Source organism: Marinobacterium weihaiense, from assembly GCF_019061305.1.
In the GTDB taxonomy this organism is placed as follows: domain Bacteria; phylum Pseudomonadota; class Gammaproteobacteria; order Pseudomonadales; family Balneatricaceae; genus Marinobacterium; species Marinobacterium weihaiense.
The window spans coordinates 54,242-75,099 of record NZ_JAHQZT010000015.1 but is presented as its reverse complement, the minus strand read 5'-3'; the positions used below and the strand labels follow the sequence as shown (position 1 = coordinate 75,099).

Sequence of the window (20,858 nt, the reverse complement as noted above, 5' to 3'; positions counted from 1 at the left end):
TTGTGAAAGAGCTCTCAGGGTAGACTTGGTCATGGCGTATCACCTTCTGTTGATTGAGATCTTGGTCGTGATCAATCAACAGGATACGCCATCCTCCTATCTCCCTGTACACCAGAAATCACAATAACTCCTTTGACGCCTTTACACCCTTTGCGCAGACGGCCACCGATTTTTGCCCACTGGTGCAGGGTGGCCCAGTAAGGAGATGAGCACTTTCTGAGCTGTCCTTCGATCCATAGTGTTATGGCGTTGCGACCATGAAAGCTGCGCCGCGTAACAGGGTTAACCGGCTCTGTGATGCCCTCATGCCAAGGCATTTTCCAGTCATCAACACCTTGCCGGATCTGGTCAATAATCAAATCGGCAATGGATGGTGAGTTGTTCGCAGATGGATTGCCCATATCCCGCAACGTCCTTTTGTAGCCCGGAATCAAAAATCGCCTTCGCTCACCCGGTCGCTGGCGCGGATTTTGACGGTTGTCGGAACCTTGATGCTTTTGTTGGCCTTCGAGCCTGGCTTTTGGAACTGGGCGAAGGTTTTCAGCTTGTCGAAGACGCCGCAGCTCTCCAAGCCTTTGGCGCTGTCGTCATAGTATTCGAACCAGGGGATGCCGGCGCTCTTGTATTGCTTGCGGGTAACGGGCGGGCGTGGGACAGGTTCGCCTGTCACTGCACACCACTGTTGGCTGTTGATGATGTGCACGAAGCAGCGCGAACTGGCTTCATCCCAGGCATCAGCACCACGGCTGTCGTTGTAAATGGTCTGGGTGATCTTGCCGCCCAAACCCAGCCCCATGGGTTCAGCAGCTGAGCGTCTGCAAAACATCGGCAGACCAAGGTCATCAGAGTCAAACTGGGATCTGCGCTTACGTTCCTCTTCCTGCTCGCGTTCGTAGATCTCGGCCTTGAGCGGGTAGGCGATAATCTGCAGGCCACCAAACTCGGCTTCACCGGTCAGTTGTTCTTCAACGGATTGGCCATCACCCAAGGGGCTGGCGACAAACTGGCGTACCTGATCCGGCCCGGTAAAGAAACCGTCCAGCCAGGGCTGAGTAGGTGTTACTACATAATCCTGAGGTTCTGCCTGCAGACCGTTCTGCCAGCCTTCGCCGGTCACCGCATTGATCTTGCCGGCGGCGATCTTTACTGCCATTGGGTAGCTGCAATCGAAGCTGATCCACATCGCTTCAGATTGATACATCGGCATCATGACACCGCCACGTTGCAACCAGTGCTCAGGTACTCGTGAATGGTGATCTTCGATGTGTACCAATGAAAACCGGCCCAGTCCTGCGGGCAGAGGGTATGCCTTGTCATCATCCGGGATGCGCAGAGTGCGCTGGAAGTTGATGCGCAGCACGGCATCGGGGTGAACTTCCGGGAACCGGAAGACCAGGTTATCGTGTTCCAACGTGACCATGGTGAGTCTCCTTCCTTGATGAGCGTTTGCTGTTACCAGTCACCGTCCGAAACCTCACGCACAATGCGCAGTACTGCATGGTCGGGTGTGTCTTTAAGCTGCCGCAGCAGCTGGGAAAACAGTTGTGGACGTTGGCAGATGATCGCGCGCAGGTCGCTGGATACTTTGCCGGCCATGGCCAGCAGTACGTCTGGATCCAGTTTCAGCTCCTGAGCCAGGCGTTTGAGTGTATCCTCGCTTGGCGGCGGCAGCTCTTCACGCTCAATTTTGCTGAGATAAGTTGGTTGTATGCCGACACGCTCGGCGACTTGCCGCAGCGAGTAGCCGTTGTCGTGCTGGCGCAGCTGTTCGCGCTGCTGGCGGATGTAAGGTCCAAGTCCATTCATAGTGTGTAGTATATAGTACACGCTTTAGATTGGCACAAGGCTTTGGCAGTTTTCGAGATAGTGATGAAATTAAACCAGTGTAAATTCAGACCTGATTGCATTGTATGCAAAAGTTGTGATGGGAATCTATGCAAGAGGGGGTTATATGAATCACTAATGACTTAATCAAGCGAATGAGGTAAATAAAACTTTATCAGCTCTGACTAACTGCGAACGGACAACGAAATAGGCGATGACCCACTTGAGCCCGGTCAAATCTGGACGATCAGCGAAGGCGGTACCGATTTCGATGACAACGCCGGCATCTACCGTATTGAGGTAAACGAAGACCCAGGCTCTGGCGTTAAGATTCTGAATAACCCGGCACTTGCCGCATTTAAAGAATCCTTGCGCTATGCTGAGCAAAACCTTTGTGCACGTGCGCAGCAGTTAATTGGTGATCGAGATCCACGATCACATGAGTTTACCGTTCAGCTCCGAGCTTTTGATGCGGCTAAAAAAGGTTCCAAGCTGGGTGTCGCAGCATTAATTTCCATGTGCAGCAGTATATTGAAGAAATCCGTGAAAGGTGGCCTTATTGTGGTGGGTGAGATTAATCTGGGTGGCTCAATCGAACCGATCAGCAATGCTGTTAATATCGCAGAGCTGGCGGTAGAAAAAGGTGCGAGTACCTGTTGATGCCAGTGACAGCCAGACGACAGCTATATGACCTTTCAGATGATATGGCCACTAAAATCGACATACAGTTTTATCAGGATGCTAGGGATGAGCTGCTTAAGGCACTGACCGAGTGATTAATCTAGTAATAAATAATATGACCAAGATTAAGAGCGAGTTTGAGTGGTGATGATCAAATAGATATTCTATACACACAGAACTCTGATGTTGGAGATGTTATGTGTGTATAGAATACTATTTATCTACTGCTGCCAAGAACTCTCACATTGAAAGGTCGCTTGGTTGAAAGTTTTTAGCAGGCGAGACTTGCAACGGTTGTGCGACACTGATATTTTCCGATTACTCATCGCCCGCGGTATGCTCCGTGAGCGGCAGGGAACGCTGAACTGCTAAAATACACAGCAATGTAAATTCCATTTCCGAAATCCCTCTGTTTCGGTGTGTCCGGAGATAGGTCCGGCTGCACTGAACCAAATCTATAGGCCCAGTGCAGTCTAATAGTTGTACTGCACGGTATTGCACGGCAGTACCCCTGACAACGGGCCGAAATTCGTCTGGGTTCTCGCCCAAAATGTCCAACTCCGAATCGTTCCATCTATCCAATCTGTACAGTCACTTTTGGCTGGCGCGTCAGCTTTTCGCTGTTCGCGATTGGAAAAATTGCAGTGCCTGACGTGAAAACATCACCCTGACCAACCCATCCCAACGGCTGCCACCACCTTTTTTTTCAGTAGCCCTTGGAAATGAGATGAGTTGTGTTGATGGGCTGTAAGCCATGTATTGCGTGCACTCCAGAAAAACAGTCGAGACTAAACCCGGACTAAACTGCGGTTTTGCCTGCTACCAGGCGGGTATGTCTGAGGTGTCGTCTCAGAATTTTGGCCTTCTTACTGGTGTCTGCTGGCGTAGCAGCACCAGCCTCACCCCGCATGTGTATGGGGGATCATTCGATATACACATTTTGATGAGGAGTAAATGTCGTGTGTGATTCGACGCGTTGCCGCTGCCCTGTTGATGAATGGGGCTCCCACTTACTGGTCTATGACGGGGGACGGCAACAGTGCGCGGGTGTTTTGGCCGTCCCCCAGGTTTGGACCAGACACTGGGCGCACAAATCACAATTTTTCATCATTTTTTGGAGTTGGTTATATGGCTAGGAACAACAAGCGTAAACGTTGCCAGAAGGTCAATTTTGGCCTTGGCAGAACCATCATGTTCGCAGTGGCTGTAGTGTTGAACCTGTATTACGGTGGCGGGCACTACAAAACCAGGGCAACTCATGTAAGCCGCTTCAGAAAGTTTGCCAATTTTCTGGAGCAGTATGGCATCCAGGATGTACGTCAAGTCGGGGCTGAGCATGCTCAGGCTTATGCAAATCACCTCGTAAGTCTGCTTGATGCTGGCAGTATCAGTTTGGACTACGCAAAGAATTTGGTCAGCACGTTCAATGTGGTGATGAAGGCATTCCGCCGCGATAAGACTATAAAAATCAACGCGTCTGATTATTTTTCGTCGCGTTCATATGTCCGAAAAATGATCCCGGATGTGAATGATGCATCAATTCAGGAAGCAATTGAGATCATGGAGATGAGAGGGGAAAAGAGAGCTGTCGCGCTGTTGAAGATTATTCGTTTCTTCGGCCTGCGTCTACGTGAAGGAATTTTGGCTGACCTTGATCGTTGGTGGAATGAATACCAGAAAACAGGTTATGTGAATGTTATTGACGGGACAAAGGGTGGCAGGAAATCACCTGATCGACAGATCCGTGTTACTGAAGAGGGCAAAGCGGCGCTGGAGTATGCAATTTCAGTAAGACCAAAAGATTCAAAAAACTTGTTGGCTGAAAATGAAACCTTGATTGGTTTTGTGAATACCGTTGTAAAGCGCATGCGTAGCATTTTGAAAGAATATGGAATTGTAAATATTCGCGAGGTGAGGACCTATTTTATGATTGAGTTGTTTGAAGCGGTTACAGGGTTAAAAGCTCCTGTTCGTGATAGATCGACACTTGAAAACGAAGATTTGCTTCGGCAGGGGTATGAGGCGGTAGCGCGAGCTGCGGGTCATCACCGGATTGGTGTTGCAAGAGCATATGTTGGATAAGAAGGTGATATATGGTTATTAAAAAACTGGGAAATAACATCAAGGATGTGGAAGTTACTAAAACAATTGACGGGGTGAAAAAGAAGGTTAAGGCAGAAGCTATTACCATTCAAAAACATCAGAGCCGTATGAAACGCATCCTGGAGGCAATTGAAGCACGCTATCCTGAAGTTCGGTATGAATGGCAGTTGAAGTGTAAACATTTTATTTGGGTTAAAAATGAGTTCATGAAGGACTATGCGGAGTCAACACAGCGGGACTTCATCCGAACCCTGAGGCTGATGATTACTGCACTTGGAAAAGAGAACTGGCTGAACATTCTGGGCATTGCCAAGACTGAATCCCAGGGTGGTCGACCCTCTGCATTTGCAGTGCGTAAGTCCAAGCGAATGTACTAATAGCGTACACGTACATATAGACACTTTGAGCCAATCAAATATAGCCATGGAAGGCTACCTCGCTAACGAGAATAATACTTAAGAATCATTTGCGATTGCGAATAGAGAGTTCGTTGAAAGAGGTTAGGCAGGCAACTTGTCATATCATTCAAGAGCCGTGCAGCGTCACGCCATCTGTAGATTAATTGAAAGTCACCGATAGCGTACTCAGAGCATGGATCCCTCATTCTTCAAAAAGCGAAACAGAGTAGTGGCAACATAATCACCCGCCTGGGTCTCCATTTGCACGTACGTGCGGTAACGGAGTGATGCCCAAGTTTAAGCATGTGCTAAGTGGTGGGCCGCTTGGTGGGCCGCTGGGCGTTTTGGATGTATTTTGAAGCTGTTTTGGAATGTGCTTGGCGTGTAACGTATTGATTTGATTGGCGCCCCAGGCAGGACTCTAACCTGCGACCTGCCCCTTAGGAGGGGGCTGCTCTATACAACTGAGCTACTGAGGCGTTGAAAGGCGAACCGGATTCTAACGTCATAGGGCCTTCTTGGCCAGATGCTCAAGCCTTACCCAAGCTGCGCTGGCCTTCGTAGCGTCCCTTGTCGCCTTTCTGGTCGTAAATGCTGTTGCCTTGGGCGTGACCCTGTAGCAGAGCCAGCAGCTGGTCGCTGCTCTGTTTGCTGCGCAACAGCACCTGCTCATTGCGCTGATTCAAGACCTTGACCTGTTCCAACTCGTTTTCAAGAGTGTCCCAGGCATCACTCAGGCGTGCTGAATCGTCTTCAGGTTGGTGCGCAATGAAAGTGATGACCGATCGGCGGTCATGGCCAACCTGTAGCTGGCTGAGCAGGGCATTGCGCTCACGAATGTTGCGGTCGATGGCCAACAGGCACTGTTGCTTGTCCTTGTTGCTTGACTGCAGTTGATCGATATCACGGGCTTGAAGCACGTTCAGTTCGGTGTCCAGCAGTGCCTGTAGTTGCTGCAACAACTGAATGCCCTGTTCAATCAGAGCATTCAGGTTGGACAGTGTTTCGGGGGGCGCGGATGGAGTCATTCAGCAGTTAGCTCAGCAGGTTATCGAATTGCAGCATGCGTTCAGCCACACGCTCATTGTCGATACGATAGCTGCCATTGTCTATGGCGGCCTTGATCTGGGCCACGCGTTCGTTATCGACAGCGCTGTCGCTGCCCGCTTCGACGCTGCCGGAACGCTGCAGTGCTTGAGCGGCATCGCTGATACGAACGGTATCACCGCTGTCAGGGCGCTTGCCCTGTGTCATGGTGGTTGCATCCGTGCGCGGCGCCTTGTCAGTGGCCTGCTGGTCGTTGACTTTGCCGCGGTTGCCAGCCGTCTGGGCGGAGGGCAGGCCGGGAAAATCGATAGCCATGTTCAAATACCTCGCAATCAGTTCTATGCAAGGTTATCGGGTACCTTGGCGAAAACTTTAATCTTTTTTGCCGGTGATCAACTAATAGTGGCCATTATAGCCGACAATACGTGTGCCTGACGATATTCAGGGGACCTGTACGCGTCCCGGTGCCGTGACGCGGCCGCGTACCACTGTGCCGGAGCGGTTGTTGGTGACATCGATCATATCGCCGATCCGCCCCTCTTCCTGGGCTGTGCCCTCGGTGCGAATGACGACCGACCCTCGACGTGCTTCCAGAATGACGGGGTCGCCGCGGCCAACGGCGCTGGCCAAGGTCAGCATGCGAGGCGTGATAACGGTATCGGCGCGAATATTGATGCGGGCAACGCTGCCGCTGACATCCTGTTGACGGTGAAAATAGTCACCGGTCAGGCCGGCAATGTCCTGTTCACGCACCTGCAACATGTTGGCACGGATCTGGCGCCCCTTGATGATGGGGCCGGCACTCATGACCACGGGCTTGAGCACCTTGACCCTGCCGGTCACGAATAGACTCCAGCGGGGTTGGCGGCAGCTGACCTTGGCCGTGATGCGCGCACCACTGTGGTAGGGGACCTTGACATTCAAGGTATGGCTGCAGGGCGCGAGATTCAGTTGGCGGTTGATCGGGTTGAGCTGCACCTCACTACGGCTATCTGGCACTTTAACGGCAAAGTGTTGTTTAATGGCATCAGTAACCTGTTGCTTGATCTGTGTCGGAGTATCATCGGCCTGCGCTGAAAAGGGGTGCATAAATATGCACACTATGGCAAAAACAACGGCAACAGGTGTTAAAGTACTAATATTCACGCGGGTGTCCTGGCTGGTCCAGCCGGGCGAAACTCATCGTTAGCGACCTCGGGGTTGGTTAGATCATGTCAGGGATCCTGGATACTGTAAACCTGCGCACACAGATGGTGGGGCAAAACCGTCTGGAGCTGCTACTGTTCGGACTCGAAACCAGTCAGAAATATGGCATTAACGTTTTCAAGGTTCGAGAGGTCCTGCAGTGCCCCGAGTTGACGGAGGTACCGCGCCAGACCACGGCGATCAAGGGGATGGCGCACATCCGTGGTGAGACCATCCCGGTACTCGACCTGTCAGAGGCCATAGGCCGCCGGCCGATACCGGAAGAGGATCTGAGCAAGACCTTCCTCATCGTGGCGGAATACAACCGCCGCACGCTGGCGTTTATGGTGCGTAAGGTCGACCGCATCCTGAATACGCAATGGGATCAGATCATGGCGCCGCCCAAAGAAATCGGCAACGAAAACTACCTGACGGCCGTGTTCGAGTACGAAGGCAAGCTGGTCGAAATCCTAGATGTCGAGCAGATTCTGGCGGACCTGTATCCGATGACAACGGATGTCAGTGAAGAAGTGGCTACCCATGAAGTACGCGAGAAGGCCCGTCAGCATAACGTGCTGATCGTGGATGACTCGGCCGTGGCGCGTAACCAGATGCAACGCAGCCTGGAAAACCTTGGCGTGAAGGTATCCATTGCCAATAACGGCCGTCAGGCATTGCAGCTGTTGAAGGATCTGCTTGACAAAGGCATTAATGTCGAAGAGCTGTTCTTGATGGTCATTTCCGACATCGAAATGCCTGAAATGGACGGTTACACGCTGACCTCGATGATTCGGGAAGATCAGCGCATGTCAGGCCTGCACGTGGTGCTGCACACCTCGCTCAGTGGCGGTTTCAACGTCTCCATGGTCAAGAAAGTGGGGGCGGATGGCTTCCTGGCCAAGTTCAACCCCAACGAACTGGCCGGCGTGGTGGTGAACCGCATTCGTCAAACAGAACAGGGTTAAAGGGAGTATTGCCGGGTGAGTAGCGGTTTCAGCATCACGCCTGCGGAGTTCAAGGAATTCAGCGGCTTTCTGGAGAAAAGTTGCGGCATTTTGCTGGCCGACCACAAGCAGTATCTGGTGCAAAGCCGCCTGGGCAAGATCATGCAGCAGCAGGGCTGCTCCAGCCTCAGTGATCTGGTCAGCCGGCTTAATCGTGCCGGTGGCGGGGTGCTCAAGGAACAGGTGATCGATGCGATGACCACCAACGAGACCCTCTGGTTTCGCGATGTGCACCCGTACGAAATCCTGCACAATCGACTGCTGCCTGAATTACAGGGGGGCAACCGTTTCCAGAAATTGCGCATCTGGTCGGCCGCCTGTTCCACGGGGCAGGAGCCCTATTCGATCAGCATGGTGATCGACGAGTTCAAGCAGACGCATCCTGGCGCTTTTTCCTCGGGCGAAGAGATTCTGGCAACGGATATCTCGTCCACGGTTCTGGATCAGGCCCGACGCGGTGAATATGAAATGCTGGCGCTGGGGCGTGGGCTGTCACAGGATCGCCTGCACAAGTATTTTCAGTCGACCCCGAGTGGTAGCTGGACCATTACCCCGAAGATTAAGAGCCGGGTCCGTTTCCAAAGCCTGAACCTGCTCGGCTCCTACAGCGGTCTGGGCCAGTTTGATCTGATTTTCTGTCGCAATGTGCTGATTTACTTCTCCTCCGATGTGAAGCTGGAGATTTTGCGCAAGCTTCACCGCCAGCTGCGTCCGGGCGGATACCTGCTGCTCGGGGCCTCCGAGTCGCTGTCGGGGTTGTCCGATCTGTACAAGATGATTCATTGCCGTCCGGGCATTATCTACCAGGCTATCTGATAGCCCCTCCTTTCCTTTTTGAATACTTGCGCGGGTGGCAAGCCACTGACTGGTTTTGCCGCCTTTGCCGGTAGCCCCTTGCCGCTTTCGACTGCTGCGGCAGTCTGTACCTGGACTCAGTAAGGCGAATGAGCCTTGAATCCGCGCTTTCCTAAATCTGGCATGGTGTTTGCTTAATCAAAGTAATCACACGGCAGGTAATGGAGAAAAGGTATGGCAATCAGTTTTGACTCGGCACTGGGCATTCACGATGACGCGCTGGCGTTGCGTGCCCGCCGTGCCGAAGTGCTGGCCAACAATATCGCCAATGCCGATACCCCCAATTACAAGGCGCGCGATCTTGATTTTGCCGCCGTGCTGGCGGGGCATACCCGTGAGTTCGAGCTGCCACTGGAGCGTACCGAACCGATCCATCAGGACGCTTTTCTGGCACCGGATGCGGCTGCCGATTTGATGTTCCGCACGCCCAATCAGCCGTCTGTTGACGGTAATACCGTTGAAGTGCAGGAAGAAATGGCCCGCTATAGCGACAACGCCATCCGTTACCAGGCCTCCTTTCAGTTCCTGAACAGTAAGTTTCAGGGTCTGACACGTGCGATCAAGGGTGAATAAACATGTCTTTGAGTAACGTTTTCAACATTGCCGGTTCCGCCATGACGGCACAAACCGTGCGCTTGAACACGACTGCCAGCAATATGGCCAACGCTGAAAGCGTCAGCTCCAGCGAGGGCGACACGTACCGTGCCCGCAAGCCGGTGTTTTCGGTCAAGCCGGTTACCGATGAAGCCCTGCCGGAAGCCTATCGCACACTAGTGCCGGGGCAGGGAGTGCAGGTGGACGAGGTGGTCGAAAGCGATGCCCCGCTGCGCATGGCCTACGAGCCCAACCACCCGATGGCAGATGACAAGGGCTATGTGTATTACCCCAATGTAAACGTGGTGGAAGAGATGGCCGACATGATATCGGCATCACGCTCTTTCCAGATCAATGCCGATATTATGAATACGGCCAAGCAGATGCTGCAGCGCACATTGACGCTGGGGCAATAAGGTCGTTGAGAGGATAGCGCCATGAGCAACGTAAACGGCGTCGGCAGTAACATCTTTGACCAGATCAATCAGGCCAACCAGAACCAGTCGACGCAAAAGTCCGGTCAGTCTGAAGACAGTCAGATGTTCATGAAGCTGTTGATTGCACAGCTGCAGAACCAGGATCCTTCTAGTCCGGCGGACCCGGCGGACTTCATGCAGCAGATCACCAATCTCAGCAATGTCGAAAGCATTCAGAACCTGTCCAACACCATGGAGACCATGAGTACGACCATGCTCAGCAGTCAGGCTGCTCTGCAGGCGTCTTCCATGGTGGGACAACGAGCCTATGTGAACACCAATATTGCCCAAGTGCCTGAAATGGGTGGGCGGGTTGACGGTCTGGTGTCGACCAATGTGAGTGCCAGTGATGTGCGTATCTCAATCTATGACGGCGCCGGCAATTTGGTCGACAAAGTCAGTATGGGGGCGCAGCCGGCGGGCGATCATAACTTCGTTTGGCAGGCGGGTGAGGACGTGCCGGCGGGCAACTACCGCATCGTGGCTGAGGCCTCGACCGCAGCCGACGGTAGCTATGAAGAGGTGGCAACCTATATGGGCTTCAATATCAACAGCGTCACTCTGGGTCAGAACGGGATCGGCATGAAGGTGAATACCGCCATCGGTTCCATCGACATGAGTGAAGTGAAACAGCTCGGTTAAGCGAGGAAGAGAATTATGGCAGGTTTCAGCACAGCCGTTACGGGCCTGAAGGCATCCACCACCATGCTGGATGTGGCCGGTAACAACATCGCCAACTCCAGTACCGTCGGCTTCAAGTCATCCCGCACCGAGTTCGGCGACATTTATGCCACCGCCGTGGTCGGGGCCGGCTCGGCCAACGTGGCCGGCTCGGGTGTCACCGTGACCGACATTGCCCAGGACTTCAAGGCGGGCACTATCGAGTTCACCAACAACAACCTTGATCTGGCCATCAACGGCTCCGGCTTCTTCCAGCTGGATGACGGCCAGGGCGGTGTCACTTACACCCGTGCCGGCGCCTTCGAGCTGAACAAGGAAGGCTTCATTGTCTCCAAGAATGGCAAATTCCTGCAGGGCTATGGCCTGGATGCTGATGGCAACCGTTTGCCAATCGGGGACATGGCGGTTACTCAGAAGGAAAGCCCGCCCAAGGCCACCGAAAATATCGATTTGTCATTCAATATTGATGACCGAGAAGATTCCAGTACTCTACTGCCGACCTATGACAAGGACGAGCCGGGCTCCTTTACCTGGACCACGACCGATCGCGTTTTTGACAGTTTGGGTAACGAGCACACCATCAAGTACAACTTTGCCGAGCAGCGTCCGGTGCGTCAGGTTTTGTCATTTAGCACTGATGCTGCTGGCGGTGCCGTCAGCTTATCGGGTGTGGAGCTCGACACGGCTGACTTTGACGCAGATGGCTACCTGATTCTCCCAGATCCTGCTGTTCCAGGTGACCCTGGGTCTGATACCTATCAGGCGCTTACAAACCCAACAGCCCCACTGAAAGCGGATGATCGTATCGATCTGACTACCTTGAGGTATGACTCTACATCAGGTGCAGTGGATTTTGAGTTGAAGGGGTGGGCTACGGACGCAGGGGACGTAGTACTTGAGCAAGACGGGGCTGTTCTTGCACAAACCAATACCAAGGCTGAAGACCGCTACCGGGATGCCAACGAAGTGCGCGTGTACAGCTTTGCCCCTGCGGCCGAGGGTGACACCATTACCATTGCCGGCGAGGATATTCAGGTCGGTGCAGGGGACGGTGGCGCCGACAAGCAGGCCGAGCTGATCAATGCACAGCAGGCGCGTATTCTGGAACGTAACCCGGCGATAGAGTCCGTATCAGCGGAGGTTAATGCTGCGGGTGACGTGCGTCTGGTGATCCGTTACAAGGCAGACGAAGGCAATATCACTGACCCGGCGTCAGGCACTGATCCCTATCCGGTAACGGTTGCGGGTACGACCCAGACGATCAATTGGGATGACCCTGAGGCGTATCAGGGGGATAACTCATACATGGGTGTGTACCGCATGTATGCTTACTTGAACAATACCGAGCAGCTGGATATTGGCAAGCTGCAGGACCCGGGTGAGGGCTCGTTGACCGAGCCGGGCCCGATTCTGGTCAAGTTCAACCCCACCAACGGTTTGCTCAGCGAAATCAACGGGGAAGCCATTGCGGCGGGCACCCAGGCACCCAGTATTACCATCAAGGGGGCTGACCCGGCCAATGATCTGACCGAGATCAAGCTGGATCTTGCCGGCTCAACCCAGTTTGCATCGGCATCCATCGTCAACAGCACGCTGCAAGATGGTTATACCAAGGGGGATTTGATCGGTGTAACTTTCGCCAGTAGCGGCGAGATGATTGCCTCGTTCAGCAATGGCCAGAACCAGGCATTGGGGGTGGTTGCGATTGCATCCTTTGAGAACCAGTCCGGTCTGCAGCCCAGTGGTGATACTGAGTGGACGGCGACGCTGGATTCCGGTGATGCGGTACTGAACCCGCCGGGTACTGGCTTGAACGGTACTCTGCGGTCAGCGGCGCTGGAGGCGTCCAACGTGGATCTGTCCGCCGAGCTGGTGAAGCTGATCGAGGGACAGCGCAACTTCCAGGCCAACTCCAAGACGCTGGAAACGCTGAATACTGTCACGCAGGCAATTCTGCAGATCTGATTTCGCATGCAGGGTGTCATAGAAAAGCCGGGCTTTATGCCCGGCTTTTTCGTTTCTGGCATGGGGTTTGCTTAATTCAAATTAAATGATCTGAAACGGCAAGCCTTTACCGGAGCAGTAAATGGACAAGGTGCTTTACGTGGCCATGAGCGGCGCACGCGAAAACATGCTGGCGCAACAGGCCCATGCCAACAATCTGGCCAATGCGACCACCACGGCTTTCAAGAGTGATCTTGAGCAGGCGCGCGCCATGCGGGTGCTGGGCGACGGTTATGAGTCACGTGTCTATGCCATGAGCGAACGTCCTGGCACCAATCTGGAAAGTGGCACGCTGATGCAAACCGGCCGCACGCTGGATGTCGCCGTTGAAGGGGATGGCTGGCTGGCCGTGCAGGGGCCGGATGGCAATGAGGTTTACACTCGTAACGGTGGGCTGCAGATCAATGCCGCCAACCAGCTGGTCACGGGCAGCGGTTTGCCGGTACTGGGGAATGGCGGTATCCCGATCATCATCCCGCCCGCCGAGAACATTTTCATCGGCAATGACGGCACCATCACTATTCGCCCGCTGGGAGAAAATGCCGCCGAGATCGCTCTGGTTGATCAGTTGAAACGGGTACGCCCGCAGGAAGGCGCTCTGTACAAGGGACAGGATGGCTTCATGCATACGGACAACAACATCCCCCTGCCACCGGCACTGGATGTTCAGGTGCGTTCCGGCTATCTCGAAGCCAGCAACGTCAATGCGGTGGAAGACCTGACAGCCATGATCAGCCTGTCTCGCCAGTTCGAGATGCAGGTCAAGATGATGAAAACCGCGGAAGAAAACTCTTCGGCCGCCGCCAAAATTCTGCAGATGAGCTGATAACGATTTAAGGAGTATCACCATGCACGGTGCCTTGCATGTTGCCAAAACCGGCCTGAGTGCTCAGGACACTCAGCTCAAGGTTATTTCCAACAACCTGGCCAACACCAGTACAGTGGGTTTCAAGAAAGATCGATTGGAATTCGAAGATCTGCTGTATCAGGTACGCCGCCAGCCGGGCGCTGCAACGGGAGAAGACTCGCAACTGCCCTCGGGCCTGCAATTGGGCAGCGGTGTGCGTACCGTGGGCACGCAGAAGCTGTTCACCACCGGCGAGATGCAGGTAACCGGTGAGCCGTTCGATATCGCCATCAATGGCCGCGGCTTTCTGCAGGTTGTACAACCTAATGGTGAAGTTGCCTACACCCGTAACGGCCAGCTGCATATTGATGGTGAAAACCGCTTGGTCACGTCCGAGGGCTACCTGATTGAGCCGGCGGTTACGCTGCCCGCGGATGTGACCAATCTCACCATTGGTGTGGACGGTACTGTCAATGCAACGATTGCGGGCGAGCCGGATCCGCAGGAGCTGCCGCAGATTCAGCTGGCTGATTTTGTCAACGCGCAGGGCCTGCAGGCAATTGGCCAGAACCTGTTCATTGAGACCGCCGCCAGCGGTGCGCCCCTGATAGGAGTGCCCGGTGAAGAAGGGCGGGGCATTATCAAGCAGGGCATGCTGGAAAGCTCCAACGTGAATGCGGTCGAAGAGCTGGTCAACATGATCACGACCCAGCGGGCCTACGAGATGAACTCCAAGGTCATCTCCACGGCAGACGAGATGCTGGGTTACGTTAGCCAGCAGCTGTAATGAAGTGAGCGAAACATGATGCGGACGAGTACGGCCATGCGGATTCTGATCATGACGGCAGCCCTGGGGCTGGCGGGGTGCGTGAACAAGGCCCCCAAGCCGGACAACCCCTATTATGCACCGATTCAGCCGGCACAGATTCAGCAGCCCCGGCCGGTAACCGGCTCGCTCTATCATGCCGGTACCAGTATGGATCTGTACGGAGACGGGCGTGCGCACCGGGTGGGGGATATCATCACCGTGGTGCTGACTGAACGCACCCAGTCATCCAAAAGCTCGTCCACCGAAACCGACAAGAGTACTAATATCGGCGTCAATGCACCGACGGTGCTGGGCCGCGAACTGGATGTGTTCGGCAATCCGCTCAGTGCTTCGATGAGCGGGGACAGCAGCTTTGAAGGCGAGGGCAGCTCGGACATGAGCAACAGCCTGAATGGCAACATTACCGTGACGGTGCACCAGGTGTTGCCCAACGGCAATCTGCTGGTGCGTGGCGAGAAGTGGCTGACGCTGAACCAGGGCGATGAATATATCCGCATCAGTGGGCTGGTGCGCAAGCAGGATATCGGTCCGGACAACATGATCGACTCTACCCGCCTGGCCGATGCCCGCATCACCTACAGCGGTACCGGTGCCACCCACGATGCCAATGTCATGGGCTGGTTGGCGCGCTTCTTTATCAGCCCCCTGTGGCCATTCTGAGGATATGATCATGGCTAAACGACTGCTGCAGGCAATGATATTGACCGGCGCGGCATTGATGGCGGCGCTGCCGGTGCAGGCTGAACGGATCAAGGATATCGCCAGCGTGGCCGGTGTCCGTGCCAACCAGCTGGTGGGCTACGGTTTGGTGGTCGGTCTGGATGGTACGGGCGACAAGACCAGCTTCACCTCGCAGACCTTCCGTAACATGCTCAACAACTTCGGCGTGGCCATTCCGCCGAACGTGGACCCCAAATCCAAGAACATTGCGGCGGTGGCGATCCATGCCGAGCTGCCCGCCTTTGCCAAGCCGGGGCAGACCATCGATATCACTGTGTCCACCATTGGCGATGCCAAGAGCCTGCGCGGCGGCAGTCTGCTGATGGCGCCGCTGAAAGGTGCCGATGGCAATGTCTATGCGCTGGCGCAGGGCAATCTGGTGGTGTCCGGTTTTGGTGTTGAGGGTAACGATGGTTCGCGCCTGTCGCTGAACGTCCCCAGCGTGGGTCGCATCCCCAACGGTGCCAGTGTCGAGCGCACCGTGCCCAACGCCTTTGCCCAGGGTGACAGCCTGATGTTCAACCTGAACCAGCCGGACTTCACCACCGCCCGCCGCGTCGCCGAGCAGATCAATGGCCTGCTGGGACCGGATATGGCGATGGCGCTGGATGCGGCTTCTATCCGTGTGCGCGCCCCGCGTGATCCCTCGCAGCGCGTGTCCTTCCTGTCGGTGCTGGAAAACCTGGAAGTGGATCCGGGACAGGAAGTGGCCAAAGTGATCATCAACTCCCGCACCGGCACCATCATCATCGGCCAGAACGTGCGCGTGTCACCGGTGGCGATCACCCACGGTGGCCTGACCGTGGCGATTAATGAAAACGTCGATGTCTCCCAGCCCAATGTATTGGGTGGCGGTAACACCGTGGTGACGCCGCGCAGCGAGATCGAGATCGAAGAAGGCTCGGGCCGTATGTTCGAGTTTTCGCCGGGTGCCACGCTGAGCGATATCGTTGAGGCGGTCAACCAGGTGGGCGCAGCCCCCGGCGATCTGATGGCGATTCTGGAAGCGCTCAAGCAGGCCGGTGCCCTGAAAGCGGAACTGGTGGTGATCTGATGGCGATTAAAAGCGGCTTTGATACGGCTTCTCCGAGTCTGTTCACCGACCTGAACCAGCTGCAAAAGCTGAAAGGGCAGGCGCAGAGCGACCAGCAGGCGGCGCTGAAAGGCGTTGCTCAGGAGTTCGAGCAGCTGTTCATGAACATGATGCTCAAGACCATGCGTCAGGCCAATGATGTGCTGGCTACCGATAGTCCGTTCAACTCCAATGACGTCAAGTTTTACCAGGAGATGTTCGATCAGCAGCTGACCCTGGACCTGTCGAAAAAGGACAGCATCGGCCTGGCCGATATCATCGTCAAACAGCTAAGCCAAAAACTGGGTGAAGTGCCTCGCGCCGGCAGCAATGACGATGATCGGGATGCCCGTTCGTTCACCGAGCAGATGCTTAACCGCGCCCTGGCCAGCGGCCCGGTCAGCCAACCGGCCGGTATGCCCTTTAGCGCGCCGGTGAGCGACCCATCCGCAACCGAAGACACAACGGATGAAACGGCACCAGGCGAAGCGGTGGCCCAGGCTCAAAACGGTAGCGGCGATAGCGAAGAAAGCCTGCCGACCCGTTTTGACAGCCCCGCCCAGTTTATCGAGCAGCTGTGGCCGATGGCGGAAAAAGCCGCTGCCGTGCTGGGGGTGAGTCCGTCCGTGCTGCTGGCCCAGGCCGCACTGGAAACCGGCTGGGGCAAGTTCATCACCCGTGATGCCGCCAGCGGCCAGAGCAGCCGCAACCTGTTTAACATCAAGGCCGGTCGCAGCTGGCAGGGCGAAGCAGCTCAGGTGCAGACGCTGGAATACCGCGGTGGGGTGCCTGAAAAAGAACAGGCCCGTTTTCGTGCCTATGACAGCTACGCTGCCAGCTTTGACGACTACGTGAATTTTTTACAGAGCAACCCGCGCTACCAACAGGCCCTGGAGAACGGCGCCGATCCGACGCGCTTTGTGCGTGAATTGCACAACGCCGGCTACGCCACCGACCCGGAATACGCCGCCAAAATCGAGCGGATTTTCAACGGTGAACTGCTGGCCGGGCTGGGGCGTGGGGCTCAAGAAGGCTGATTTCAGGCCGATACAGAATGACATTGGGCACGCACTGAGGCGGGCCTGCGGAGGAACACCATGAGTTACGGTTTGCTTAATCTGGGTACCCAGGCACTGACGGCCAACAGGACGGCCTTGTCGGTGGTGGGGCAGAACATCGCTAACGTCAACACCGACGGCTACAGCCGTCAGCGCCCGGAGTTTGCGTCCCGTGAGGGCATTGCCGGTGTCGAAATATATGACATCACCCGCATCGCCGACCAGTTCTTGAGCCGCCAGATCTGGTCGGATACGTCCTCCTACAGCAACTCCGAGATTTACCAGGCGTTTGCCAACGAGCTGGACAACCTGTTGGCGTCCGAGGCCACCAGTATCTCCAGTGCTATGGATAACTATTTTGGTGCTCTGCAAACCGCCGTTGATGACCCGACCAGTCTGCCCAACCGTGAACTCTTTGTCGCCGAGGCCGATGCACTGGTGCAGCGTCTGAATGGCATGGACGCCAATCTGGAACGGCAAAACAACAACCTGAACTCGCGGCTGGAAAGCACCACCTCTCAGGTTAATGCCATAGCGCGCAACATCGCCGAACTGAACGACAAGCTGCGCATTGCCACTGCCGCCGGCAGCGAGGTGAATGAGCTGCTGGACAAGCGTGACGCCCAGCTGGATCAACTGGCAAAGTTCGTTAACTTCACCACGGTGGATGACAAGAATACCGGTGGCGTTAACGTGTTTGTCGGTAAGGGCGAACCTCTGGTGATGGGCAAAGACGCCAACCGTCTGCTGACCACCGTTGACCCGGCTGATGCCAGCAAGCTTAATGTATCGCTGCAGATCGGCAACAACGTCAACAACATCACCGACCAGATCAGTGGCGGTGAAATCGGCGGTTTGCTCGACTATCGTGACAACATGCTGGATACGGCGCGTGATCAGATCGGCATCATCACCCTGGCGTTTGCCGACACCATGAACCAGCAGCACATGAAAGGCATGGATCTGGATGGCGAACTGGGTGGTCCCGTGTTCACCGATATCAACTCGCCCACTGCCATGGCCAACCGTATTCTCAGCGATGGCCGTAACGGCTCCAGCCTGACGAGTTCCAGTGTTCACATCGATAACACCAGTGAGCTGAAAGCGAGTGAATACAAACTTGTCTTCGATGGCGACAACAGCTTCACCCTGGTACGTGAAAGTGATGGCAAGCAGTGGGATGCCGACGACTTCGCGGCCCAAGCCAGCGCTGAAGATGTGGATGGCGACAAGCAGATTCACTTTGACGCCGGTTCAGGGGAAATGACCCTGCGCATCGATGGCTTCACCCTGAGCATGGACCCCTCCGGCAACGCCTTTACCGCCGGTGATCAGTACGTGATCCGTCCGGCCCGTACCGCAGCGTCCGATATTGATATGGTGCTGCAGGACCCGCGCGACCTGGCGCTGGCCAGTCCGGTCAAAATCGAAGCTGGCGAGGGCAACCAAGGTACCGGTGTTGCCTCGGTCACCGTGACTGATCGGGCAAGTCTTGAAGGTGCGCTGAATGGTCAGCGTCTGGATCCGCCGATCAAAATCGAGTTCAGTGAGGTTGAAGTCCCGACTGACCCCTCTGATCCGGCTAGCCCGACCGAATTGCAAGCCGTTTATCGAATCTATGATGTCACGGACCCGAACAACCCGGTGGAAATCGACCTCAGTGATGCAGCTACGCCACCCATTGAACCGACGCCCTTTGTGGCTGGTGAACCGCTGAGCCTGCCGGATTATGGCTACGAGGTGGTGATCAAGAACCAGCCCAAGGCCGGTGACACCTTCACCCTCGGCTACAATGAAGGTGGCGTATCGGATAACCGCAATGCGCTGGCCATGTCGGATCTGCAGTTTGACAAAACCACTGTGGATAAAGCGTCCTATCAAGATCGTTATGGTCAGTTGATCGAGCGTGTCGGCACCCAAACCGCCGTGGCGCAGATCAACGCTCAAGCCAGCAAGTCGGTGTTGGATTCCAACCTGAATGCACGCTCCAGTATCAGTGGTGTCAACCTGGACGAAGAAGCGACCAAGCTGATTCAGTTTCAGCAGGCGTACTCGGCATCGGCCCAGTTGATTCGTGCATCGCAGACCATTTTTGACGCTTTGATCAGCGCCGTATAAGGAGTCAGTCATGCGTATTTCGACCTCCCAGGTATTTTTATCCAACCTGGACAACCTGACCCGCACCAACACCGAGCTGTTCAAAACCCAGCAGCAGCTGTCCACCGCCAAAAAGGTGCTGCAGCCATCTGATGATCCGTTGGCCGCGGCCCAGATCATCAAGCTGAAAAAGGAAGTGGCGCGCAACGACCAGTTTCAGGGCAACATTGATGTATCCCGTCGGCGCCTGGAGCTGGAAGAGATCGCGCTGGATCAGCTCAACAACATCAATATCCGCCTGCGTGAAATCACCATCCAGGCCGGTAATGGGGTCTTGTCAGCGGCTGACCGTGAATCTTTAGCCACCGAAGTGGATGAAATGACCCAGCAGATGTTGGGTTTGATGAACACCAAGGATGCTCAGGGTGAATACCTGTTTGCCGGTTTTAAAGGGGGTGACGCGGCTTACGTGTACGACGAAGACACACGTCAGTATGCGTATCAGGGCGACAGCGGCCAGCGCTATATCCAGATCGGACCGGACAACCGCATTGCCTCCACCGACTCGGGCCAGAAGCTGTTCGAGCAGATTGAAGGGCCTGAACGTCCAGTCGTTACCAACAATCCAGATGGTGCGGTTACGCTTGTGGGGGTGGCTGACCCGGAGTTGTTTGAAGCTGCAGTAGACGCGGGTAAACTGCCGTATCGCTTTAGTGTTAGCTATGATGCGGGTGACCCCGCAGCAACACCGCCAGTGCTTCCATCTAATCAGCTGGTTGTGACGGATGCATTGGGTGATTCGGTAGAACCCGATGATGGTACACCCGTACCCTATACAGTAGCAGCCGGTGATGAAGTTACTTATGGGGGTATGACAGTCAAAATCGGCAATCTGCCGGATGCAAGTGCTGCGAATGATTTTACCGCCAGCATAGATGCGCGCACGGAGCGTACCAACCCGCTCAACGTAGCGCTGAACCTGAGCGAAGGCTTGCGCAACCTGGATCTGAAAGACCCGGCCCAGAAGGAAACTTTCGGTAACTTGATCGCCGATACCCTGAACAGCCTGAAACAGGCGGAAGAGAGCAACATCCAGGCGCGCACCTCCCTGGGCGCCCGCATGAATGCGCTCGATCAGCAGGAAGCGGTCAATACCGACTACCAGCTGTTCACCAAGGAAGCCTTGTCATCCTTTGAAGATCTGGACTACGCCGAAGGCCTGAGCCGTTTTGCTCTGCAGCAGACAGTATTGCAGGCAGCGTACCAGAGCTTCTCGCAGATCAAGGATCTGAGCCTGTTCAACTATATCTGAAGGTTGACTGGGCATATTGAACAAAACCTGCCGCCATTGCCTCGCTGATCCGAGTGCAGGCGGCAGAGTAT

22 protein-coding genes and 1 tRNA gene are annotated in these 20,858 nt (G+C 55.1%); 16 read left to right on the top strand and 7 right to left on the bottom strand.

What is annotated here, in order from left to right:
- Positions 1-71: 71 nt before the first annotated feature.
- Genes KTN04_RS12050 through KTN04_RS12040 form a run of 3 tightly spaced genes read right to left on the bottom strand, consistent with a single transcriptional unit; the run spans position 72 to position 1,806 of the window.
- Positions 72-401 carry an ArdC-like ssDNA-binding domain-containing protein gene (locus tag KTN04_RS12050; RefSeq protein ID WP_217335480.1) on the bottom strand — a complete coding sequence of 110 codons (330 nt, stop codon included), beginning with the start codon at positions 399-401 and terminating at the stop codon, positions 72-74.
- A gap of 29 nt (positions 402-430) precedes the next feature.
- Positions 431-1,420, bottom strand: coding sequence for a hypothetical protein (locus KTN04_RS12045; protein ID WP_217335479.1), 990 nt, complete (start codon positions 1,418-1,420; stop codon positions 431-433).
- A gap of 32 nt (positions 1,421-1,452) precedes the next feature.
- Entirely contained in the window at positions 1,453-1,806 is a 354-nt protein-coding gene (locus tag KTN04_RS12040) for a helix-turn-helix domain-containing protein (RefSeq protein WP_217335478.1), read from the bottom strand.
- 207 nt (positions 1,807-2,013) lie between these two features.
- Between KTN04_RS12040 and KTN04_RS12035 the strand changes: the two genes are divergently transcribed.
- From KTN04_RS12035 to KTN04_RS12025, 3 genes are all read left to right on the top strand, one after another.
- Positions 2,014-2,484, top strand: a complete 471-nt coding sequence (locus KTN04_RS12035) for a magnesium chelatase domain-containing protein (protein WP_217335482.1) — start codon at positions 2,014-2,016, stop codon at positions 2,482-2,484.
- Between the two features lie 1,149 nt (positions 2,485-3,633).
- Positions 3,634-4,587 (top strand): integrase domain-containing protein, encoded by a 954-nt coding sequence (locus KTN04_RS12030; protein WP_217335477.1) that lies wholly within the window; start codon positions 3,634-3,636, stop codon positions 4,585-4,587.
- 11 nt (positions 4,588-4,598) lie between these two features.
- On the top strand, positions 4,599-4,985 hold the full coding sequence (locus KTN04_RS12025; protein ID WP_217335476.1) for a hypothetical protein: 387 nt from the start codon (positions 4,599-4,601) through the stop codon (positions 4,983-4,985).
- 423 nt (positions 4,986-5,408) lie between these two features.
- Here KTN04_RS12025 and KTN04_RS12020 read toward each other — a convergent pair.
- From KTN04_RS12020 to flgA, 4 genes are all read right to left on the bottom strand, one after another.
- Positions 5,409-5,485, bottom strand: a tRNA-Arg gene (locus KTN04_RS12020).
- 51 nt (positions 5,486-5,536) lie between these two features.
- Positions 5,537-6,034, bottom strand: a complete 498-nt coding sequence (locus KTN04_RS12015; RefSeq protein WP_217335475.1) for a flagella synthesis protein FlgN — start codon at positions 6,032-6,034, stop codon at positions 5,537-5,539.
- Positions 6,035-6,041: 7 nt separating this feature from the next.
- Positions 6,042-6,368, bottom strand: coding sequence for a flagellar biosynthesis anti-sigma factor FlgM (gene flgM, locus KTN04_RS12010; protein ID WP_217335474.1), 327 nt, complete (start codon positions 6,366-6,368; stop codon positions 6,042-6,044).
- A 126-nt stretch (positions 6,369-6,494) separates the two neighbouring features.
- A complete protein-coding gene (gene flgA / locus KTN04_RS12005) occupies positions 6,495-7,142 on the bottom strand; it encodes a flagellar basal body P-ring formation chaperone FlgA (RefSeq protein WP_217335473.1) in 648 nt (215 codons plus the stop codon).
- 122 nt (positions 7,143-7,264) lie between these two features.
- Between flgA and KTN04_RS12000 the strand changes: the two genes are divergently transcribed.
- The 13 genes from KTN04_RS12000 (at position 7,265) to flgL (ending at position 20,787) form a co-directional block, all read left to right on the top strand.
- Positions 7,265-8,203, top strand: coding sequence for a chemotaxis protein (locus KTN04_RS12000; protein WP_217335472.1), 939 nt, complete (start codon positions 7,265-7,267; stop codon positions 8,201-8,203).
- A 15-nt stretch (positions 8,204-8,218) separates the two neighbouring features.
- Complete coding sequence (locus tag KTN04_RS11995; RefSeq protein WP_217335471.1) at positions 8,219-9,058, top strand: CheR family methyltransferase; 840 nt, start codon at positions 8,219-8,221, stop codon at positions 9,056-9,058.
- A 213-nt stretch (positions 9,059-9,271) separates the two neighbouring features.
- The gene (flgB, locus tag KTN04_RS11990; protein WP_217335470.1) at positions 9,272-9,670 is read left to right on the top strand and encodes a flagellar basal body rod protein FlgB; all 399 of its coding nucleotides are present in this window, start codon (positions 9,272-9,274) and stop codon (positions 9,668-9,670) included.
- Between the two features lie 2 nt (positions 9,671-9,672).
- The gene (gene flgC / locus KTN04_RS11985) at positions 9,673-10,107 is read left to right on the top strand and encodes a flagellar basal body rod protein FlgC (RefSeq protein WP_217335469.1); all 435 of its coding nucleotides are present in this window, start codon (positions 9,673-9,675) and stop codon (positions 10,105-10,107) included.
- Between the two features lie 21 nt (positions 10,108-10,128).
- A complete protein-coding gene (locus tag KTN04_RS11980) occupies positions 10,129-10,809 on the top strand; it encodes a flagellar hook capping FlgD N-terminal domain-containing protein (RefSeq protein WP_217335468.1) in 681 nt (226 codons plus the stop codon).
- A gap of 15 nt (positions 10,810-10,824) precedes the next feature.
- Entirely contained in the window at positions 10,825-12,813 is a 1,989-nt protein-coding gene (locus tag KTN04_RS11975; protein ID WP_217335467.1) for a flagellar hook-basal body complex protein, read from the top strand.
- 121 nt (positions 12,814-12,934) lie between these two features.
- A complete protein-coding gene (gene flgF, locus KTN04_RS11970) occupies positions 12,935-13,678 on the top strand; it encodes a flagellar basal-body rod protein FlgF (RefSeq protein WP_217335466.1) in 744 nt (247 codons plus the stop codon).
- A gap of 22 nt (positions 13,679-13,700) precedes the next feature.
- Positions 13,701-14,486: a flagellar basal-body rod protein FlgG gene (gene flgG, locus KTN04_RS11965; protein WP_217335465.1), complete on the top strand. Its 786-nt coding sequence runs from the start codon at positions 13,701-13,703 to the stop codon at positions 14,484-14,486.
- A gap of 36 nt (positions 14,487-14,522) precedes the next feature.
- On the top strand, positions 14,523-15,188 hold the full coding sequence (flgH, locus tag KTN04_RS11960) for a flagellar basal body L-ring protein FlgH (RefSeq protein ID WP_217335464.1): 666 nt from the start codon (positions 14,523-14,525) through the stop codon (positions 15,186-15,188).
- Positions 15,189-15,222: 34 nt separating this feature from the next.
- Positions 15,223-16,302, top strand: a complete 1,080-nt coding sequence (locus tag KTN04_RS11955; protein WP_217335481.1) for a flagellar basal body P-ring protein FlgI — start codon at positions 15,223-15,225, stop codon at positions 16,300-16,302.
- Positions 16,302-17,357, top strand: coding sequence for a flagellar assembly peptidoglycan hydrolase FlgJ (flgJ, locus tag KTN04_RS11950; RefSeq protein WP_217335463.1), 1,056 nt, complete (start codon positions 16,302-16,304; stop codon positions 17,355-17,357). The genes KTN04_RS11955 and flgJ overlap by 1 nt, the downstream gene beginning before the upstream one ends.
- Positions 17,358-17,417: 60 nt before the next feature.
- Positions 17,418-19,496 (top strand): flagellar hook-associated protein FlgK, encoded by a 2,079-nt coding sequence (flgK, locus tag KTN04_RS11945; RefSeq protein ID WP_217335462.1) that lies wholly within the window; start codon positions 17,418-17,420, stop codon positions 19,494-19,496.
- A 10-nt stretch (positions 19,497-19,506) separates the two neighbouring features.
- Positions 19,507-20,787 carry a flagellar hook-associated protein FlgL gene (gene flgL / locus KTN04_RS11940; protein WP_217335461.1) on the top strand — a complete coding sequence of 427 codons (1,281 nt, stop codon included), beginning with the start codon at positions 19,507-19,509 and terminating at the stop codon, positions 20,785-20,787.
- Positions 20,788-20,858 lie beyond the last annotated feature (71 nt).

Bases quoted from the DNA above. Each gene is read 5' to 3' on its own strand.
- flgA (WP_217335473.1), bottom strand. From the start codon at position 7,142: ATGCACCCCTTTTCAGCGCAGGCCGATGATACTCCGACACAGATCAAG.
- flgC (WP_217335469.1), top strand. From the start codon at position 9,673: ATGTCTTTGAGTAACGTTTTCAACATTGCCGGTTCCGCCATGACGGCA.
- flgM (WP_217335474.1), bottom strand. From the start codon at position 6,368: ATGGCTATCGATTTTCCCGGCCTGCCCTCCGCCCAGACGGCTGGCAAC.
- KTN04_RS12030 (WP_217335477.1), top strand. From the start codon at position 3,634: ATGGCTAGGAACAACAAGCGTAAACGTTGCCAGAAGGTCAATTTTGGC.
- KTN04_RS12015 (WP_217335475.1), bottom strand. From the start codon at position 6,034: ATGACTCCATCCGCGCCCCCCGAAACACTGTCCAACCTGAATGCTCTG.
- KTN04_RS12040 (WP_217335478.1), bottom strand. From the start codon at position 1,806: ATGAATGGACTTGGACCTTACATCCGCCAGCAGCGCGAACAGCTGCGC.
- flgF (WP_217335466.1), top strand. From the start codon at position 12,935: ATGGACAAGGTGCTTTACGTGGCCATGAGCGGCGCACGCGAAAACATG.
- KTN04_RS12000 (WP_217335472.1), top strand. From the start codon at position 7,265: ATGTCAGGGATCCTGGATACTGTAAACCTGCGCACACAGATGGTGGGG.
- flgB (WP_217335470.1), top strand. From the start codon at position 9,272: ATGGCAATCAGTTTTGACTCGGCACTGGGCATTCACGATGACGCGCTG.
- flgK (WP_217335462.1), top strand. From the start codon at position 17,418: ATGAGTTACGGTTTGCTTAATCTGGGTACCCAGGCACTGACGGCCAAC.
- KTN04_RS12025 (WP_217335476.1), top strand. From the start codon at position 4,599: ATGGTTATTAAAAAACTGGGAAATAACATCAAGGATGTGGAAGTTACT.
- KTN04_RS12045 (WP_217335479.1), bottom strand. From the start codon at position 1,420: ATGGTCACGTTGGAACACGATAACCTGGTCTTCCGGTTCCCGGAAGTT.
- KTN04_RS11975 (WP_217335467.1), top strand. From the start codon at position 10,825: ATGGCAGGTTTCAGCACAGCCGTTACGGGCCTGAAGGCATCCACCACC.
- flgG (WP_217335465.1), top strand. From the start codon at position 13,701: ATGCACGGTGCCTTGCATGTTGCCAAAACCGGCCTGAGTGCTCAGGAC.
- flgJ (WP_217335463.1), top strand. From the start codon at position 16,302: ATGGCGATTAAAAGCGGCTTTGATACGGCTTCTCCGAGTCTGTTCACC.
- KTN04_RS12050 (WP_217335480.1), bottom strand. From the start codon at position 401: ATGGGCAATCCATCTGCGAACAACTCACCATCCATTGCCGATTTGATT.
- flgL (WP_217335461.1), top strand. From the start codon at position 19,507: ATGCGTATTTCGACCTCCCAGGTATTTTTATCCAACCTGGACAACCTG.
- flgH (WP_217335464.1), top strand. From the start codon at position 14,523: ATGCGGATTCTGATCATGACGGCAGCCCTGGGGCTGGCGGGGTGCGTG.
- KTN04_RS11955 (WP_217335481.1), top strand. From the start codon at position 15,223: ATGATATTGACCGGCGCGGCATTGATGGCGGCGCTGCCGGTGCAGGCT.
- KTN04_RS11980 (WP_217335468.1), top strand. From the start codon at position 10,129: ATGAGCAACGTAAACGGCGTCGGCAGTAACATCTTTGACCAGATCAAT.